Below are 19051 nucleotides of genomic sequence, written 5' to 3'. Positions count from 1 at the left end.
AATACCCTCTATTTTTTAGAAGCGAGTAAGCGGTTTATTGACAAGGTAATCCCTTGTAATTTTTGGGTAAAGTGTTCTAAATCTGAGAATAGCTTTTCCTTAGCGATGGATTTTTCCGAGTTAGGGATAGAAAAAAGTTGCCCATAATATTCGATGCCTTTTTTAAGGTTGGCGCTAAAGTTTTTCAAGTATTTCTCCTGCTTTCGGTTCATCTGGTCTTGGGCATCGTCCAAGGCATTTTTAAGGTAATCGAGATAAATACCCAGTTCTTTCATAAACATATGCGGTCTCGCACTTTGGTTCAGCATATCATCGCGTCCGTATATATGGTCGGTGATTTGGTTCATACTCATAACTTTAGAGAAGTAGGCGATATTCGGCCCTGGGCAAATAGAAACCCCACTACCTTCTACCTTGGTGTTCAGCCCATGTTCCAATAAAGAGGCGGTTCCCAATCCCACACAGGTACACGATTTGGCAACGATTTTGGCATAGGCCTTTTGAAATTGCTCCAAAGGCAGGTTTTGGGCCTCTAATTGTTCCAGTTTTTTATGTTGGTATTGCCTTGAGGCCGTACATAGGGGTTTGCCGAATTCGGTATTCAAGGCTACGAATTTCTTCGGACAAGGGCTGCCGGGTTTTCCTTTGGCAATCCTTTCCAGTTTTTCCTCGTCCTTGGTGTTGCCCTTTAAACTATGGAAGGGAATACCCAAAGGTGAGATATCACTGAGGTACACATCGTTTTCAGCGGCTTTCGATAGTTTGGCCAATGTATGCTTGTCAACCGTGGTGGCTTCGGGTACCAACAAGAAGGGCGAGCCCCAACCTACCGAGTCTACGCCGTATTCCTGTTGCAGGAATTGATGCTCCTCAGGGGTGCCTACACCACCTTGTGCGGTTATTTTAATCGGAAGAGGATGAGCTTGTGCCGCTTTTCCTTTGGCTAGCAAGGCAGTTGCGAGAACCTCGTGTAAACTGCTTTGTAGTTCGGCTCTTTTTTCTTTGAATTCGTGTAATACCGGTCCTAAGAGATAGCCTTCGGTAGCAAAGGCGTGTCCGCCACAGTTTAAACCCGATTCTATGCGATATTCACTTACCCAAAGCCCTCTCTTGGCCAAGACCTTACCTTGGATCAGGGCAGAGCGGTAATCGCTAACCTTTAGAATGATTTTCTTACGCAAATGCCCAGCGCTATCCGGATAAAAATCGTCATACCCTTCCATATAGGCAAAAAGACGTGGGTTCATTCCGGCCGAAAGTACTACGCTAGATTCCAGTTCGCTTTGTGCAAAACCACGTAGGGCGGCATGGGCATCGTTATACTGGGTGGGGAGTTTTTCGCCTTTGATGTAGTTGTCCTTATCGACCTTGGTCATGATATTTACATCGATACTGCCCATACGGAGGTTTTGCGCAAGCCAGTTTTTTATATCGTCGATGGCAGGCGATTGCTCAAGAAGGTGTTGGAACTCTTTTTTTAAGGGGGAGGTATCGGGTAAAAAACTAAAATAATCCTTGATTTCTTCAGAGACTTGGTTTTGGAAATTCAATAAGGCCTCGAATTTTTCCTGTACCAGTTTTTGGGTCATGTTCAAGTAGGCCGTTATCCGTTTGGCCCTAAAATCGTCGATGGCCTCGGTAATCTCTTCATAAGGTAACTGGAATTTTTCGCTGTATACCTTCCTCATTTTTTCCAAGAGGATGTCATCTACCAAAGAGATAACGGAATCCATTCCCAAATGGGATACTTTTAAAGGGGTGTCTAATGTAAAGCCGATACCCATTACAGGTATGTGGAAAGAATGTGGGTTCATAGTGGTCTATATCAAAAGGGTTGGGGTACGCTACCGCACCCTAATCGCAAAAATTGAATTATTCACTGTGGCCCCACATGATTTTTGTCATGTTACACCGTGGTAACGCGAAAAAAAATACCTATTCTTTTTCCTGACTTTCCTTTTGCTTAATAAATTCGGCAGTACGCTGCTTTTGTTCCTCTAGATTCCATTCAAAATCAAAGCGGGCCTTTAAGAAAGGGGCAATGGAATCGAGGCCTATTTCCGTACGCCGCGCATCGATGTTCTCGGGCTCAAAAACCGGCCATAGGTTAAAGCTTTTGGTCTCGGGATAATATTTCATTTGACCCCCATAGATCTGAAGTTCGCCCCTGTCGGTGGCGATGCGGTCTTGGGCCCTGACTAAGAAACGCGCTTCCAATTGCCCATCTAAAACAGCCTGTTTCATGAGGGGAAGGTATTTGAGGCGTACCTCCAAATCGGAATGTTGCAATACATTGGCTATGGTCCAATTGCCTTGTGTTTTGATTACTGCCTTTTCGGGCCATCCCGAGGCATCTAAAAGGGCAAGAATTTTCTTTTCGTTTATAGCGTGGTTTTTTTTGTAGAGCTCGTGTTTCTCCTGTACCAATGCATGCTCGAAACCATAGATCTTGCTTAAGGAGTCGCGACTACGTAGGAGTAGTTGTTCCCTATTCCACACTGTATCTAATAGGGCCACTAAATCGACCGGTTCTGTTTTCATTTCCGGCTTTTGCTTGTTTTTTGGGGCACAGGCGGCCAAGGCCAATACCAAAAGTAGGGGATAGAATTTCATGATGTTTTTTGATTGATGTCGAAAGTTAGCTATAATCGGTAAAGAAAGGGCAATCCATGAAAAAGATGCTATTCCGGACCGCTTGTTGCATAGACGATTCGGCCGTTTACCACGGTCATTTTAATTTTTGCTTTCGACAAGGTCCCAACCTTTGAGGGCTTCATATTGAGAATATCGGTATCCATTAGGGTAAGGTCGGCCCATTTTCCCGGCTCAAGGGTGCCGGTCTGTGCGGCAATACCACTGGCCTTGGCCGGCCAAGAAGTATAGGCCCTAACGATTTCTTCTGGGGTTAACCGTTGATCTGAGGGCCATGCCAATTTTGGCGTATTGTTCGGTTTTTGCCGGGTAAGTGCCGCTTGGAAATTGTAAAAGAAATCGGGATTGGTCCCTGCAAAGTCTGAATTAAAGATCAGGGTTCCCCCGCTTTTGCGAATGGCCCGCCAGGCATAGGCCCCTGCTAATCGGTCTTCGCCCACGCGGTCAACGGCCCAAGGCATATCTTCAATGGCGTGTGCGGGTTCCATAGAGGCGATTACGTTCAATTCGCCAAACCGACGAATATCGGCCGTATCCAAGATTTGGGCATGTTCAATCCGGTGAAATATACTTGAGTTGGGGTCTTGGTTTTGGGCATAAAAATCGAGTATATCGGTATTGGCTTGATCCCCAATGGCATGAATGGCCAGTTGAAACCCGGCATCTATAGCTTGTTTCACCAAATCGGCATCAAAACCATAGGCGGCTCCCGAAACCCCGGTATGTCCGGGCATATCGGAATAGGCTTGGGCAAACTTGGCCCCTCTCGAACCCAGGGAACCATCGTAAAAGGCCTTAAAACCACGTACCTGTAACATGGCATCGAGTTGGTTTGTTGGGCCTTGGCGTATCCAGTGCCGGGCCAAACTGTCGTTATCGGGCGATGCCGCGATAAAGGTATGCAGTCGTATGGGAAGGGCTTGGTCTTGGGCCATGGCCTCGTAGGTAGGCATATAGTTGGACCGTACCCCGGCATGGTGCAAGGCTACAAAACCCAGTTGGGCCAATTGTTGGAGTCCGTAATTTATTATTTGCCGCTTTTCCGCCGCACTACGTTCGGGTATGTTATCGTCTAAAAGGTTACGGGCATTGTTGAGCAATACAAAGGTGAGCTCGCCTTTTTCATTTTTCAGTATTTCGCCACCTTTGGGACTCGGGGTGTCTTTGGTAATATGCAAGAGTTCGAAAGCCAAGGCATTACCCATACTGCCAAAACCGCGCAAGCCTTTAAGTACAATGGGATGGTCGGGGGTTTGTGCGCTGAGTGCCACCATATCGGGATAGGCGTTGGCAAATTCGGCTTCGTCCCACCCGCTGGCAATAATCCATTGTCCTTTTGGGGTTTCATTGGCTACTTGGGTCAAGCGTGCTATGATTTCGGGCCCATCTAGGCCTTTAAGGTCTACCTCGGCCTCCCATTCGCCCAATTGTTGTAAATGGCCATGCGATTCTACCAAGCCGGGTATGATATAGCCGCCCTGGGCATTGATAATCTCGGTGTGCCCGCCCTGATGTTTTCGTAAGGCATCGGTGGTGCCCAAGGCCAAGATTTTCCCGTTTTTAAGCGCTATGGCCTCGGCATCGGCCTGCCATTGGCCATTTTTGTATGGGGCGTTGGCAGCTGGGGTGCCATCTACTAAGGGGTCGTCCCACGAAAAAGAATAAATATGGGCATTAACGATTAGGGTGTCGGCCATGTCAGGTGTTGGGCCACAGGCCAAGAAAAAAAGGGCTATTAGGGTGTAAAGGGCTTTTTTCATGGGTTTTCAAGGGTTTGGGCATAGACGATTTCCCCGTTTACCAAGGTGTAACGTACTTGGGTTTCCAGTATTTTTTTAGGCTCACATTCTAAAATATCGGTATCGAGCACTACGATATCGGCACGTTTACCAACCTCTAAAGAGCCCAGTTCGTGCTCCCAAAAGGCAGCTTTGGCCGCCCATATGGTGTACCCTTTAATAACCTCTTCGCGTGTCATGCGTTGTTCGCCATGCCATTGTTTTTCGGGTAGGCCTTTATGGTCTTGACGGGTAACGGCTGCATAAATTCCCCATAAGGGTTTGTGCGATTCTATAGTGAAGTCGGAACCACAGGCAGGTTCGAGTCCGGCAGAGATCATATTACGCCACGGACTGGCATAGGCGGCACTGCGTTCTTCCCCGATTCGGTCGTACATAAAACCCATGTCTGAGGTACAATGGGTGGGTTGTACCGAAGGAATGACACCCAAACGGGCCATACGTTTTATATCTTCGGGCCGAACCACTTCGGCATGTTCGGATCGAAAACGATGATCCCTAACCGGATTTTCCTTTAAGGCCTTTTCAAAAGCATCCAATATCTCGCTATTTCCTCGGGGGCCGATCGCATGCGGGCATACCTGCATACCGGTCTTCAGGGCGGCTTGGGCCACATCATAAACATGGGAAACGGGTACCTCGGTATTACCTAGGTTATGATCCGATTGGGGGTCGTCTAGATAAGGCTCGAACAAGGCGGCACCCCGAGATCCCAAGGCCCCGTCATAATACATTTTTATACTACGAACCTGTAGCATTTCCTGTCCGCCATAATTTAAAAACCGTTGTTCGCGGAAATGGGACTCCAAATCCCCTTCCCTGGGGTTTTGTAGCATAATATTGGATCGGATCTTTAAACGGTTCGAATCTACCATAGCCTTATAATACCCGATATGATCAGGATAGATTCCGGCATCTGTCCATCCTGTAAGTCCGGCCTCCCAACATATTTTTTGGGCCCGGTCATAAACATCCATATACCACGAAAGGGGTTTGTTCGGTTTGGGAAAATGTTTATGCACCATATTATTCCCCATATTGGTCAAGAATCCGGTAGGCGAACCGTCTGGTTTACGATAGATTTTTCCGCCAAAAGGGTCTGGGGTGTCTTTGGTAATTCCAGCTATTTCCAGCGCCTTGGCGTTAACAAAGGCCGAATTGCCCCCATGGCGGTATAGAAAAACCGGGTTTTCGGGGCTTACGGCACTTAAGGCATCATGTATGGGTAATTGTTTTCCGGGCCAATATTCTTGGTTCCATCCACCACCTATAATCCATTCGCCGGGTTTTAATTGGGCCACTTTTTCGGCAATAATGCGAACTACTCCCTCAAAATCTTCAGCGGTAGATACCGATGTCCAATCACTGTCTTCATCATCGCCCAAATTATAAGGGTGGCAATGGGCATCGTGCATGCCGGGCATTACGAAACCCCCTTCGGTGTCTATGATCTGGGTATCGCTACCTACAAGTTTTTGGGCGTCCTTTTTACTTCCGACGAAGATGATCTTTTCATTTTTTAGGGCAACGGCTTCCGTAATTTCGAAATCAGGATTTACCGTGGCTACCTTGCCATAAATGACCAGGCTTGCTTTTTCGGAGGGACTACATTGAATCAAACAGAAAATAAGCAAGAAGGCAATAGGGAAGATGAACGTACGCATGGAATAGCTTGGTTTTTAAGGAATTCAAGTTACGTATAATCCCAAAGGATAAACTGTGGTTTTCTTTCGGGTACTGCCACAATCCTAACCGGATCAGCCGCCAATGGCGATCATACTGCGGTTATCGGTGGCATCGCCCTGTTTTTTAAAGTCTTCTAGGCGCTCCATGCCGGCGCGTACTTTTTTCTTGCTGCCCAAGGCTTGTTGGATCAAGGGCTTGATGTCTTCTCCTTGCCTAAAAGGCGAAAGTATATCGGTTTCGCCCGAAGAGAAAAGACAGTTTTTAATGCGACCATTGGCTGTAAGCCGAATGCGGTTACAACTGTCGCAGAACGGATTGGTTACCGAACTTATAATGGCAAAACTACCTCGATAGCCCTGTATCATATAGTTTTTGGCCGTATCGTTTGGGGCATCGTTTAGTCGGATTACCTGATCTATGGGGAAGTTTTTATTGACCTCGGAAAGCACTTGCTGGTAACTGACCAATTTGTCCATATTCCAGCGGTTGCCATCAAAGGGCATAAACTCGATAAAACGAATATGAAGGGGTAGGTCTTTGCCCAAGCGGATAAAATCGGCGATTTCATTGTCGTTAAAACCCTGTATCAATACCACATTCACCTTTACCTCAAAACCTTCGCGAGCCAGAAGCAAAATGTTATCATACACCTTTTGGAAATAGTCGCGGCGGGTAATATCCTTGTTCTTTCCGGCCTGCAGGCTATCGAGGCTAATGTTCAGCTGGCGCAGTCCGTTGGCTTTAAATACCTCGATAAAACGATCTACGATTACCCCATTGGTGGTCATACACAAATTCACGGGTAAGGTGGCCAACTTTTCAATAATGGTCACCACATCTTTGCGCACTAGGGGCTCCCCACCCGTGAGTCGTATTTTGTTTACCCCTTGGTCTACAAAGGTTTTGGCAATGTCGTAGATCTCCTCATAGGTCATCAAATGCGATTTTGGAGACAACGGAATCCCATCCAAAGGCATACAATAGGTACACCTCAGGTTACAACGCTCGGTAAGCGAAATACGCAGGTAATTATGAAATCGTCCAAAATTGTCCGTCAACATTTTTGATTTATTATTGACAACTAAAAACTGTCTATTCTCTTTTATCCATTTTCTAACATCTTCAAAATGTCTCTTTGGGGCTAGGAGGCTAATCGTGTCTGGCCCCACGTAATACCCCGAACACGTGCAATACGGCCGGAAAAATGGCATCCATGGATTCTTTGGCCCCATTGGTACTCCCCGGAAGTGCTAAAATAAGGGTATTACCCACAGTACCCACAACAGATCGCGATAACATGGCATAAGGCATACGTTCTTGGCCATAACTGCGGATGGCCTCTTCCATACCCGGAATCCTACGTTCCAGTATCGGTTCAAGGGCTTCCGGGGTTACGTCGCGCTCCGACAGGCCGGTACCCCCGGTATAAATGACCATGTCGGCACCTTTTTCATGGAACAGACGTGCGTTTTCTTGAATAATAAAAGCCTCATCGGGAATTATGGTATAGTCCATGATCGAAACCCCGACCGACTCCAATTTGTTTATGATCGCCTTACCGGCCCGATCTTCTTTTTTTCCGGCAGAAATGGTATCCGAGCAAACAATAACAGCGGCCTTTAACTGCAGTCCTTTCGGTGCCCCATAATCCGATTTGCCACCTTTCTTTTTCAAGAGTTTGATGTGGTGTATTTCTACGCCTTTATCAATAGGTTTTAGCATATCATACATATTCAACGCAACGATGCTGGCCCCATGCATGGCTTCTACTTCTACGCCCGTTTTGTAGATAGTTTTTACGGTGACCGTGATATGCACTTCTAGTCCGTCTATTTCATAGGCAATCCCGGTGTACTCAATGGGCATGGGATGGCAATCGGGTAAGAGTTCCGGGGTTTTTTTTACCCCCAAGAGCCCAGCGGCCTTACTCATAGCGAATACATCGCCTTTGGGTACCGTTTTTTCTTCTATGGCCCGAATGGTATCGGGGCTACTTACTTTAACAACAGCCTGTGCGGTTGCGATACGTAAACTAGTGGTTTTATGGGTGATGTCGACCATTTGTCTTTTGTTGAGTTGTGGAGTCGTTAAGTTGTTTAGCTGTGACTCCATAGTATCGTTTAATTCCTTATTTGTTCAATTGCCAGCGCCGAAGAGCATTTATTTGGTTGGAAATTTTGTGTATTTGGGCCCTTAACATCAATAAATCAGTTTTTGTAATGTATTCAAGTTCATTGGAAATAATTAATTGGTTTAGGGTTTCCATCAATGACCCATAGGCTATTGAAGAGTAATGGGCTTGGTCCTTGCCGGTAGGGCGACTACTTCCCTCTGCCAAATTCGAGCTAATCGAAATGGCGGCTCGTCTTAATTGACTGCTTAAACCAAATTTTTCTTCTGGAGGGAACAATTTGGACAGGCGATAAATATCTAAAACCAATTCCTTGGATGATTGCCAAACTTCAAGTTTTTCAAAAGCATACATATGTAACATAATCTGATAAAATTAATTGGTTACTTAATCTAAAACAGAGAGTTTAACCTAAACACCTAAACACCTAAACACCTAAACACCTAAACACCTAAACACCTAAAGACCTAAACACCTAAAGACCTAAACACCTAAACACCTAAACACCTAAACATTCTCCTTCCATTGATGCGAATCGTCTTCGAAGATTTCTTTGCCGAAAACGGGGGCTTTGTCCTTGATTTCCTGTACCAACCATGCCAAGGCTTCGAAAACAACAGTGCGATGGGGGGCCGAGACAAAGACGAGCAAAGAGTTTTCGCCCGTGGGCACGAATCCGAGGCTGTGGTAGATATGCATACAGCTGAGCTCGTATTTTTCAAAAGTAGCCTCTCGGATCTCATGGAAAACCTTGTTGGCCATATCTTCATAAGCTGTATATTCTATGCCTTTTACCACCTTACCATCGACTTCATCGGCGCGGATCTGACCTAAAAAAAGGCTATGCGCGCCAATACTGGTCTTGCTCTGGTGCTTTTGAATGGAATTGGCCACGAATTCAGGGGAAATGGGCCCATCTATAAATACTTTTTTTGGTTTTTTCATCTTCATAGAATTTTACTAGTGGTTAGCAATGCCCTTTTGGCGTTTGTGATTTATAATAAGTCAAAATTTCCGGGGCACCCTCCTTTAGGGCATATACCTCTTGAAATCCTTTAGACTGGAGAAGAGCGGCAGCCTTTTGGGCCCGGATGCCGGCCTGGCAAAAACAAACGATGTCCCGGTTTTTGGGAAGTTGGTCTAAGCTGTTTTCCAATTTTCCCAAAGGAATGTCCATACCCTCGAATACTTCTATTTTAGGTTGTTCATGGGATTCACGAACATCTAGGAACAAAGGCCCTTCCAATTGATCTACCTCCGAGATACCGATTTGATTTAAAGAGGTGTCACAAGAGGCCTGCAGGGCATGGGGTTGTAGACCCTCCCAACCGGCTTGAAGCACTTTTTCGATAGCGGCCGGATTTCGTTTAAAATTGATTTTTTGGCTTTGGTTGCCCAAGGTGTCCATATGGAGCAGTGTACCTGATAACGGATTACCAAGTTCGAGGCAGATTTTCAGGACCTCGTTGGCCATTAAACTACCTATGATTCCGGGTAACACACCCAATACTCCGATTTCGTTGCAGGAGGGCACGCTTCCGGTCTTGGGCGAATCTGGGAATAGGCAGCGGTACGAGGGCCCGTTTTTATGGTTGAAAACGGTAAGTTGCCCTTCAAATTTATAAATGGCCCCATGTACCAAGGGGGTGTTGCTTAGCACACAGGCATCATTGACCCAATAGCGAGTTTCGAAATTATCGGAACCGTCCACGATGAGGTCATAGTCTTCAAAAAGGCTTTTGATATTGCTGGGTTCCAGTCGGTAGGGGTAAGCCTGTATCTCGATGTCCGGGTTGAGGTCTGCCAATCTTTTTTGGGCACATATGGCTTTGTTTTTGCCCACATCGGCCGTACTGAACAGCACTTGGCGTTGTAGGTTGCTCAGGGCTACGGTATCAAAATCGATGATACCTAAGGTGCCAATGCCGGCAGCCGCTAAATATTGCAGCACCGGGCAGCCCAACCCGCCGGCCCCTATGACCAATACCTTGGCCTCGCCCAGTTTTTGCTGGCCGGTTGTCCCAATTTCCGGTAAACGTATATGTCTGTCGTAACGTTCCATAATCATCCGCCTGAAAATGGGGGTAAAAGGGCAATTTCCGTAGTGTCGGAAACCATGCGATTGTCATCACCGAGTTCTTGGTTTACTGCGATCCTAAAATCTTTCCCCATTAAGGTAGGGTGTTTTTCCAGTAGCAGCTGTTTTAGGGTGGAAACGGCTTGCGGCTCAAGTGCCATGCGCTCCTCTTGAAGCCCTGTGGCTTCGGCCAACATGCCAAAATATTTAATGGTTGCCATAGGTTTCCAGTTTTTCGAGACTTTCCAAGTCGTTAATGTTTTGGGCCAACCCGGCCATCTCTTGGGGTAGGGGTAGCCATTGGGTCGGGATATGTTCTGCCAACTTTCGTAAGCGGCGTTCATCGTTTTGTAACAAAGCCAAGCAACTAGGGGCACAGCTTTTATGATAAAGCCCTATCAACGGCATCGATTTACCGGCCACGGTTACTTGAAGGGCCAAGTCCTTTCCGTTATAGTGCTTCAATAGGTATTGCATTAATGGCGTGTTTACCAAAGGGGTGTCACAGGCCAAAACCAAATTCAGGTCCGAAGTACTGGCTACCAAGCCCGAATAGAGCCCGGCCAAAGGACCCGCATCCGAAATGTGGTCAGGGACTAGGGTAGTACCAGGCCATCCATGTTTTACACCGTTCGAGACAATATAAAGTTTATCAACCATGGGTTTTAGGGTATCTATGGCATATTGCAGCATGGGCTTTCCCCAAAAAAGGGTAAGTGCCTTATCGCGTCCCATGCGGCTACTTTTTCCGCCTGCGAGAATGATACCATTGATCTGTACCTTCGGGGTTCCCATTTATTAATTGATGTTTATGGGTTGTTGGTCTAAATATTGCCAGCAGTCTTGGTTGATCTGCTCAAATGCGCCCAATACCTCCTGCCCATGTGGTGTTAGTACGGTACCTCCACCGTTTTTGCCTCCCGTTTGGGTAATAACCACAGGTATTTTGGCGGCTTTGTTTACCTCATCGACCACCCGCCACGCTTTTTTATAGGACATGTCGAGCGATTTGGCCGCTTTTGAAAGTGAACCGGTGGCTTCTATGGCCCGGAGCAATTTTACCCGACCGGGACCCAGCAATAACTGGCCATCGAGCTCTAACCAAATCCTACTTTTTACCTTGTATCCCATCCTATGGCGTTTATAATCCCGGTATCGGGATAAGTTCTACGGTTTCCCCAAAGGCGATTTCGAAACGGTCTTCAGGAATGAAAACCAATACATTGGCCTGCGCAAAACTGCGTAGCATGGCCGAACTCTGACCTTCTAGAACCTGGACTTCCCCATGGGCGTAAAAACCTTTTAAAAATTGGGCCCTGGGCCCTTTTTTGCTGTAGGCGGCACTTATTTTTCCTTGGGTACGTGGTAGTTTAAAATCCAAATGGCCCGAGATCCTTTCCAAAGCGGTGCGCACATATATATAGGTACAGCTTAAGGCAGCCGCCGGGTTTCCGGGTAGCGCAAAGATGAGGGTGTTGTCCTTTTTGCCGAAGAATAGGGGTTTGCCGGGTTTTTGTTTCACCTTGTAAAATTGGGGCGTTACACCGATTTCCGTCAGGGCCTTACCCACATAGTCATAATCACCCACCGAAATGCCCCCAGAGATGAGCACCATATCGTTTTGAGCTATCAGTTCTTTTAAAACCACCACAGTGGTAGTATAGTCGTCTTGTATTTGTTGAAGGGAACTATTCGCATATCCCATAGAGCGCAAAGCCATTTGCAGCATAAGGGAATTACTCTCATAAATTTTCCCAGGGGCCAAAGGGGTGCCGGGCGATTGCAATTCGTTACCCGTACTCACAATGGCTACGGATGGTTTTCGGTAAACCAATACTTCGGTAATCCCCAAAGTGGTGAGAAATCCAATGGCCGCCGCATTTAGGGAGCTTCCTTTTTTTAGGGCGATTTCGCCTTGTTGGATCTGTTCCCCTGCCGGGCGGATGTTATGGTGACCCAACTCGCCTTCTATATACGCCATTTCACCCTCACGTCTAATTTTTTCCTGCATAATTACCACCTGGGCATCGTCCGGTACGGCCGCGCCTGTAAAAATGCGTACCCCTTCGTTTTTACCCAATCCCGGATTCTGGCCGTCCCCGGCCTGAATCTCACCAATAACGGTAAAGGAATCCGATGCGTGCAGGTTTACGGCATACCCGTCCATGGCCGATTGCCGAAAGGGGGGCATGGCGATGGGTGAGGGTACATCTTGTGCCAACCGATAGCCCAATGCCTCACTTAGATTGATTCTAAATGGAGCTAGCGCAATAGATTGGTTTTCAACTATATCAAGGGCTTCTTTCGGGCTAATCATCTGTTTTTAAAGGGTGTATGAAAACAATAGCGTTATGTCTTGTCAAATATAACGATTTTATAGACAGGCGGGAACTGATAAATATCATGTTCAGCCTACGTCGTTTTTTCGTATTTTGATAAGGAAAATCACGGGAACCATGCCTATAAAAAGTTATTTGGCCCATCCTTGCGAAGGCAAAAAGGATGCGCTGATCGCTAGTCTATCTTCTATTGCCCAATGCGAACTGCTCCCAGCGGAAAATGAGGACGTAGTCATTGTTATTACCGACACCTCTACCGAGGAGGAAGATCAACAACTTAAATCACGATTAGATAATCTGGAAGCCCTAAAACTATTGGTTTTGGTCTCTGGCTTCGATACCCCTAAAAACCCATAGTATGTATACATCTTTGAGTAGTAGACGGCTTTTTATTAAGCAAATGGCGAAGGCAGCGGCCATAACGGCGGCGGCCGGAATGTTTCCGGGTATCATCTTTGCCGGCGAACAAGAGCGGGCAGCGGCTGCCCAAGGTGATTTGGAATGGAAAAAAGGCCCCTGTAGGTTCTGTGGTGTAGGCTGTGGTATTTTGGTGGGTATCAAAGACGGTAAGGCCGTAGCCGTAAAGGGCGACCCGCGGTCTAAAGTGAACAAAGGCCTTTTATGTGTCAAAGGTTATCACCAGACCATGTGTATCCAATCAAAAGATCGTTTGACACATGCCTTGGTCAAAAAGAACGGTACTTATGTAAAAACCCCATTGGATGAGGCCTTGGATTTGGTGGCCTCTAAGATGAAGGAGACCATAGAAAAACACGGAAAGGATTCGGTGGCCATGTATACCTCGGGCCAATCGACCATACCGGAAGGTTACGTGGCCTCTAAACTTATGAAGGGAGCTATAGGTACCAACAACCTCGATTGTAATGCCCGATTATGTATGGCCAGTGCGGTGGCCGGGTTTTTAACCACCTTCGGGGCCGATGAGCCCATGGGTTGTTATGAAGATATAGAACATGCCGATTACTTTATTACTTGGGGTAACAATATGGCCGAGATGCACCCGGTACTATTCTCTAGAATGCTGGAGCAAAAACAGCGGCGTGGGGCCAAGATCGTAGACTTTGCCACCCGGACGACCCGTTCGAGTACGGCTTCGGACCGTTCTATACTGTTCGAGCCGCAGACCGATCTGGCCGTGGCCAACGCCATCTGTTACGAGATCATCGAAAACGGTTGGATGAACAAATCCTTTGTGGAAAAGCACTGCAATTTTACCAAGGGCCTTACCAACATTGGTTATGGGTTAGAAGACAAATTCGCCTTTAAGGACAAGGCCACCCCTATCGATTTTGAAGCCTACCGGGAGTTCTTACAAGATTATACCCCCGAAAAAGTCGCCAAGTATTCCAAGGTATCGGTACAAGACATTAAGTATTTGGCCGCTATTTATGGCGATCCCAATAAAAAAGTGGTTTCGTATTGGTGTATGGGCATGAACCAGCACACCCGTGGTACTTGGATGAACAATTTGGTGTATAACATACACTTACTTACCGGAAAGATCTCGCAGCCGGGCAACGGTCCGTTTTCGTTGACCGGACAACCTTCGGCCTGTGGTACGGCCCGGGAAGTAGGTACATTTACCCATAAACTGCCCAAGGGGGTGGTCACGAACGAAAAACACCGTCGCTTGGCCGCCAAAATCTGGAAAGTGCCCTATGAGCGCATTCCCGCAAAACCGACCTACCACACCACCGAAATGTTCCGGGCGGTGGATCGGGGCGATATCAAGTTTATCTGGACCCAAGTGACCAACCCCTTGGTCTCTTTGCCTAAAACGAGTAGGTACCGACCGGCCCTAGAAAAAGAATCTTGCTTCGTAGTGGTTTCCGATGTGTTCCCTACTCCGACCTCCGATGTGGCCGATGTAATCTTACCGGCCTCATGGCATATCGAAAAATCGGGGATTTATGGTAATTCCGAAAGGCGAACCCAACACTGGGATCAAATGATTGAAGGGCCCGGAGAAACTACCCCCGATGCTTGGATGACCATTGAGGTGGCCAAGCGCATGGGCTTCGGTGATTTGTTCCCTTATTCCCGGGAGAACCATGTCGAGGAAATTTACGAAGAGTACATTCAGTTCCATGAAGGGAAAAAACATGGCATGGCGCCATTAAAAGCCTTAAAACGGAAATCGGGTGTTATTTGGCCTTATGTAGAGGGCAAATCTACCCTTTGGCGTTTTAATGCCGAATACGATCCGGCCTGTGACAATGGCAAAGCCTTCCATTTTTATGGCAAACCCGATGGTAAGGCCGTAATATGGCAACGCCCCTTTGAGCCCGCACCCGAAAAACCCGATGCCGAATATCCGTTCTGGCTAAATACCGGAAGGGTAGTAGAGCATTGGCATACCGGTTCCATGACCCGTAGGATCCCGGTACTGCACCAAGCCATGCCCAATGCCTATATAGAACTGCATCCCGACGATGCTATGGATTATGGGATAAGTAATGGCGATATGGTAAAAGTGATTTCCAAAAGGGGAGCTTGTACCATGCCGGCCTCGATCAATGAACGTGGTTTGCCCACCAAAGGTCAGGTGTTCGCACCCTTCTTTGACGAAGAACTGATGATTAACGATGTTACCCTCGATGCCTTTTGTCCCATATCGAAAGAGCCCGACTTTAAGAAGTGTGCCGTTAAAATCGAAAAAGTCTAGGGTATGAAACGCATCGGAATCATATCGTTTTTTGGCATACTACTACTTAGTTTCATCTTTTTATGGAACTATAGTTATAGGAGCGGTTTGGAGGAAGCTTATATTCCCTTAACCGAAGATAACACCACCCAGTGGGCGCTTCCGGCCGAACGTGGGGTATTTGAAAACCTGGATGGATCGGTCGATTATTCCCGTATGATCATAGATGAGGAACACCAAAGAAGTTTGGCCGATTATTACTACAACAGGGCCTACCATGGTGCCCCACCCTATATTCCGCATCCGGTGGCAGACGAGAAAAGTATGGGCGGTACCAGCTGCCTAAAGTGCCATGGTCATGGGGGTTTTGTGGCCAAGTTTTCGGCCTACGCCCCAGTTAGTCCCCATCCGGAAATGGTAAACTGTCGGCAATGTCATGTGGCCAAAAAAAGCAATTCGCTCTTTAAAGAAGGGTTGTTCGCTTCCTTTGAAACTCCTCTAGTCGGAAGTAATCAGGCATTGATCGGTAGTCCGCCCATGATACCCCATCAATTGCAAATGCGGGAAAGTTGTCTCTCGTGCCATGCCGGACCAAGTGCCCCCAAGGAAATACGGGTTACCCATCCCGAACGGGTAAATTGTAGGCAATGTCATGTACCAGCTGAGAATAAGGAAACAGGGATTTTTATAAGACAAAAGAAATGAGAAAGTCAAACCATATTGTAGTCATGTCGATAGGTCTGTGTTTGGCGTTGGGTCTCACATCCTGTAAACATAAAGAGGGCGAATACCATTCTGTGGTCGAACGTATAGAGGCCATGAGTGCGGACTATGATTCCGTAACCGTTTCCTCCACCCCCTTCCTGGGCGAAATTGAGACGTTGGAGGTTCATGTACACGGACAACGATTCTTGATTCCGGAAAGTAAGAAACAGATAAAGGGATTTGCATGTACCGAGTGCCATACCGGCAGTTTGGAAGATTTGCCGAAAAGACGTAAGAAAAAGGCGCATTGGGACATTAAGTTGGAGCATGCCGATTCGCATACCATGGCCTGTACTACCTGTCATAATCCAGATAATATGGATCAATTGACCAGTCTTACCGGCAGCCAAATCGATTTTGATTATAGTTTTAGGTTATGTGGCCAATGCCATACCCAAGAATACAAAGATTGGTCGGGTGGCGCACATGGCAAAAGTTTGGTAGGCTGGGCCCCGCCAAGGGCTTCCATGACCTGTGTAAACTGTCATAATCCGCACCAGCCGGGCTTTCCGACCAAATGGCCCGTTCGTTTTAATTCACAGGTTCAAAAAGAAAGGGAATAGCTATGGCAAAGGAAAAACAGCAGAAGAAATGGTTTTCCCTCGACTTGGGGAGCAACAAACAAACATCTGCGAATAGCTGCGGATGTGGTAAGAACGAAGGAGGCTGTGGTTCGCATAAACCGGAAACAACATCGCGTCCGGATGGTTATCGGCAGTATTTCGGACAAAAAATGGATCGCCGAGATGCCTTCCGTAAACTCACCGCTAGTTTAATGGTCGGTGCCGGTGCCGTGAGTACATCCTGTAGTTTTATCGCCGGGGACGAATCCAAGGAAAAAGCCCAAATTGACTGGGAAGAACAGTTTAAGGGCAATTATAAATTAATGACCGAAGACGAAAAAAAGGCTACGGTAGACCGTTTGGTACGCTCGTATCAATTGCGAACCGGCAAAACCTTGAAAATGTCTTCGCAAGATGCCCTGGACAATGTACTGTACGGCTATGCTTTTAACATATCGAAATGCCAGGGGTATATGGATTGTGTGAACGCTTGTGTGGAGGAGAACAACCAAGATCGCAAGTCCGAAATGCAGTATATCCGTATCCATGAAATGCAGGATGGCAAAGGCTTCAATTTTAACGAGGCCGACGATAATTATTATCACGAAGTACCCGCCCAAGGCCATTTTTATATGGGCACCCAATGCTTTCATTGCGACAACCCGCCTTGTGTAGATGTTTGTCCGGTTGAAGCTACTTGGCGCGAGAAAGATGGCCTGGTAGTTGTCGATTATGATTGGTGTGTGGGCTGTAGGTATTGTATGGCGGCCTGTCCGTACGATGGGCGCCGATTCAATTGGAGCAAACCCGAGGTGCCGGAGACCGAGGTGAACAAGGATCAACACTATCTAGGCAACCGCATGCGAAAAAAAGGTGTGGTCGAAAAATGTACTTTTTGTGTACAACGTTCTAGGGCTGGTAAGGATCCGGCGTGCGTAGAAGCTTGTCCGACTGGGGCACGTATTTTCGGAAACCTTTTAGATCCCAACAGTACCATTCGCTGGGTATTGGAGAATAAAAAGGTATTCCGCCTAAAGGAAGACTTGGGTACCGAGCCTAAGTTCTGGTATTTTATGGATTAACAAAGTGGTCAAAGAAAAGCAAGTGTAATGGGAAGATTTAAAGTGTTTAAAAGCCTGGTCAGGGATAGTCTGGATATTACCACCCATGGTTCTAAAAAGTACCACTTTTGGATGGGGTTTCTCACCTTGGTAATGTTGGTGGGCATGTACTGTTACTTTTTACAGTTAGAAGAAGGTTTGGCCATAACCGGTATGACCGATCGGGTAAGCTGGGGGCTCTATATCGCCAATTTCACCTTTTTGGTAGGGGTGGCCGCGGCGGCCGTAATGCTCGTTATGCCAACCTATGTACTTAAAGACATCGATTTTAAACAGGCCGTATTGATCGGCGAAGGTTTGGCGGTGGCCGCTTTGATCATGTGTTTGGCCTTTGTAGTGGCCGATATGGGAGGGCCTTCGCGCTTATGGCATATGCTACCGGTGATCGGGGTGTTCAATTTTCCGAACTCTATGCTCACCTGGGATGTATTGGTGCTTAACGGTTACCTGTTCCTGAATTTGAGTATTCCCTTTTACATTCTGTTTAGACATTATCAGGGCAAAGAGGCCAATCCGAAGGTTTATATTCCGGGGGCATTGTTATCGGTGTTTTGGGCCGTGGCCATACATTTGGTTACCGCCTTTTTATACCAAGGTTTACAGGCCCGCCCGTTTTGGAACAATGCTTTGTTAGGCCCTCGTTTTTTGGCTTCGGCCTTCGCTGCGGGTCCGGCCTTGATTATTTTGGTCTTGGCTCTGATACGTAAGTTTACCCCCTTCGTAATCCAAGATACTACCTTAAAGAAAATTGCCATGGTGGTAACGGTGGCGGCCCAAATAAATCTGATTATGTTGATTTCGGAACTGTTCAAAGAGTTTTATGCCCCTACCCATCATAGCGAAAGTGCCTATTACCTCTTTTTCGGGTTGGATGGCAAAACCGCCCTATTACCTTGGATCTGGACGGCCATTGCCCTAAACGTACTGGCCACCGTGATATTGACCTTTCACAAGCTACGTAACAATTTCAATATACTCTTCTTTGCTTGTGGTATGCTGTTCGTTGGTATTTGGATCGAAAAAGGTTTTGGTTTGATCGTACCCGGATTCATTCCCGGCCCTTATGGGAAAATTGCCGAATACACGCCTACTTGGGTAGAGATTGGGGTAACCTTGGGCATTTGGGCCATGGGCGCCTTCATTTTTACCCTCTTGGCTAAAACGGCCATTGGTATAGAAACCAAATCATTGCGGTATAAAGGGAATGCCAAAGCATAGCGATTGGTATATCTCATGGAAAGCACGCGAAACAG

General features: G+C 46.9%; 19 protein-coding genes. 6 read left to right on the top strand and 13 right to left on the bottom strand.

Translation table 11 applies throughout. The features are described 5' to 3' along the window. Positions 1 to 8: 8 nt before the first annotated feature. The 13 genes from B7P33_RS07420 to B7P33_RS07360 all read right to left on the bottom strand — a co-directional run bounded on the left by B7P33_RS07420 (position 9) and on the right by B7P33_RS07360 (position 12662). Positions 9 to 1814, bottom strand: a complete 1806-nt coding sequence (locus B7P33_RS07420) for a hypothetical protein (RefSeq protein WP_097441355.1) — start codon at positions 1812 to 1814, stop codon at positions 9 to 11. Between the two features lie 121 nt (positions 1815 to 1935). Then, positions 1936 to 2613 (bottom strand): DUF6624 domain-containing protein, encoded by a 678-nt coding sequence (locus B7P33_RS07415; protein ID WP_245871704.1) that lies wholly within the window; start codon positions 2611 to 2613, stop codon positions 1936 to 1938. 68 nt (positions 2614 to 2681) lie between these two features. Continuing rightward, on the bottom strand, positions 2682 to 4412 hold the full coding sequence (locus tag B7P33_RS07410) for an amidohydrolase (protein ID WP_097441354.1): 1731 nt from the start codon (positions 4410 to 4412) through the stop codon (positions 2682 to 2684). Beyond that, positions 4409 to 6115: an amidohydrolase gene (locus B7P33_RS07405; RefSeq protein ID WP_097441353.1), complete on the bottom strand. Its 1707-nt coding sequence runs from the start codon at positions 6113 to 6115 to the stop codon at positions 4409 to 4411. Before B7P33_RS07405 ends, B7P33_RS07410 begins: the two co-directional genes overlap by 4 nt. Before the next feature lie 93 nt (positions 6116 to 6208). Beyond that, a complete protein-coding gene (moaA, locus tag B7P33_RS07400) occupies positions 6209 to 7198 on the bottom strand; it encodes a GTP 3',8-cyclase MoaA (RefSeq protein WP_097441352.1) in 990 nt (329 codons plus the stop codon). A gap of 88 nt (positions 7199 to 7286) precedes the next feature. Then, the gene (gene moaCB, locus B7P33_RS07395) at positions 7287 to 8198 is read right to left on the bottom strand and encodes a bifunctional molybdenum cofactor biosynthesis protein MoaC/MoaB (RefSeq protein WP_097441351.1); all 912 of its coding nucleotides are present in this window, start codon (positions 8196 to 8198) and stop codon (positions 7287 to 7289) included. A gap of 67 nt (positions 8199 to 8265) precedes the next feature. Continuing rightward, entirely contained in the window at positions 8266 to 8622 is a 357-nt protein-coding gene (locus B7P33_RS07390) for a four helix bundle protein (protein WP_097442263.1), read from the bottom strand. Positions 8623 to 8775: 153 nt separating this feature from the next. Continuing rightward, positions 8776 to 9219, bottom strand: a complete 444-nt coding sequence (locus B7P33_RS07385) for a molybdenum cofactor biosynthesis protein MoaE (RefSeq protein WP_097441350.1) — start codon at positions 9217 to 9219, stop codon at positions 8776 to 8778. Between the two features lie 16 nt (positions 9220 to 9235). Continuing rightward, positions 9236 to 10336: a HesA/MoeB/ThiF family protein gene (gene moeB, locus B7P33_RS07380; RefSeq protein ID WP_245871702.1), complete on the bottom strand. Its 1101-nt coding sequence runs from the start codon at positions 10334 to 10336 to the stop codon at positions 9236 to 9238. Next, positions 10333 to 10566 carry a MoaD/ThiS family protein gene (locus B7P33_RS07375; protein ID WP_172435889.1) on the bottom strand — a complete coding sequence of 78 codons (234 nt, stop codon included), beginning with the start codon at positions 10564 to 10566 and terminating at the stop codon, positions 10333 to 10335. Before B7P33_RS07375 ends, moeB begins: the two co-directional genes overlap by 4 nt. Next, complete coding sequence (mobA, locus tag B7P33_RS07370; protein ID WP_097441348.1) at positions 10553 to 11140, bottom strand: molybdenum cofactor guanylyltransferase; 588 nt, start codon at positions 11138 to 11140, stop codon at positions 10553 to 10555. Before mobA ends, B7P33_RS07375 begins: the two co-directional genes overlap by 14 nt. Before the next feature lie 3 nt (positions 11141 to 11143). Next, positions 11144 to 11476 carry a winged helix-turn-helix domain-containing protein gene (locus B7P33_RS07365; RefSeq protein WP_097441347.1) on the bottom strand — a complete coding sequence of 111 codons (333 nt, stop codon included), beginning with the start codon at positions 11474 to 11476 and terminating at the stop codon, positions 11144 to 11146. Between the two features lie 10 nt (positions 11477 to 11486). After that, entirely contained in the window at positions 11487 to 12662 is a 1176-nt protein-coding gene (locus tag B7P33_RS07360) for a molybdopterin molybdotransferase MoeA (RefSeq protein ID WP_097441346.1), read from the bottom strand. Between the two features lie 139 nt (positions 12663 to 12801). Here B7P33_RS07360 and B7P33_RS07355 point away from each other — a divergent pair, with 139 nt between their 5' ends. Genes B7P33_RS07355 through dsrP form a run of 6 tightly spaced genes read left to right on the top strand, consistent with a single transcriptional unit; the run spans position 12802 to position 19016 of the window. Continuing rightward, complete coding sequence (locus tag B7P33_RS07355; protein WP_097441345.1) at positions 12802 to 13041, top strand: hypothetical protein; 240 nt, start codon at positions 12802 to 12804, stop codon at positions 13039 to 13041. A gap of 1 nt (position 13042) precedes the next feature. After that, on the top strand, positions 13043 to 15370 hold the full coding sequence (locus B7P33_RS07350; protein WP_097441344.1) for a molybdopterin-dependent oxidoreductase: 2328 nt from the start codon (positions 13043 to 13045) through the stop codon (positions 15368 to 15370). 3 nt (positions 15371 to 15373) lie between these two features. After that, entirely contained in the window at positions 15374 to 16054 is a 681-nt protein-coding gene (locus B7P33_RS07345; protein ID WP_097441343.1) for a cytochrome C, read from the top strand. Then, on the top strand, positions 16051 to 16677 hold the full coding sequence (locus B7P33_RS07340; protein WP_097441342.1) for a cytochrome c3 family protein: 627 nt from the start codon (positions 16051 to 16053) through the stop codon (positions 16675 to 16677). The genes B7P33_RS07345 and B7P33_RS07340 overlap by 4 nt, the downstream gene beginning before the upstream one ends. A 2-nt stretch (positions 16678 to 16679) precedes the next feature. After that, entirely contained in the window at positions 16680 to 17759 is a 1080-nt protein-coding gene (locus tag B7P33_RS07335) for a 4Fe-4S dicluster domain-containing protein (RefSeq protein WP_097441341.1), read from the top strand. A gap of 27 nt (positions 17760 to 17786) precedes the next feature. Beyond that, positions 17787 to 19016 (top strand): sulfate reduction electron transfer complex DsrMKJOP subunit DsrP, encoded by a 1230-nt coding sequence (dsrP, locus tag B7P33_RS07330; protein WP_097441340.1) that lies wholly within the window; start codon positions 17787 to 17789, stop codon positions 19014 to 19016. Positions 19017 to 19051: the final 35 nt, after the last annotated feature.

It is taken from the genome of Sediminicola luteus (assembly GCF_002514735.1).
Taxonomy (GTDB): Bacteria; Bacteroidota; Bacteroidia; order Flavobacteriales; family Flavobacteriaceae; genus HQA918.
This window is presented reverse-complemented; position numbering and strand designations above follow the sequence as displayed.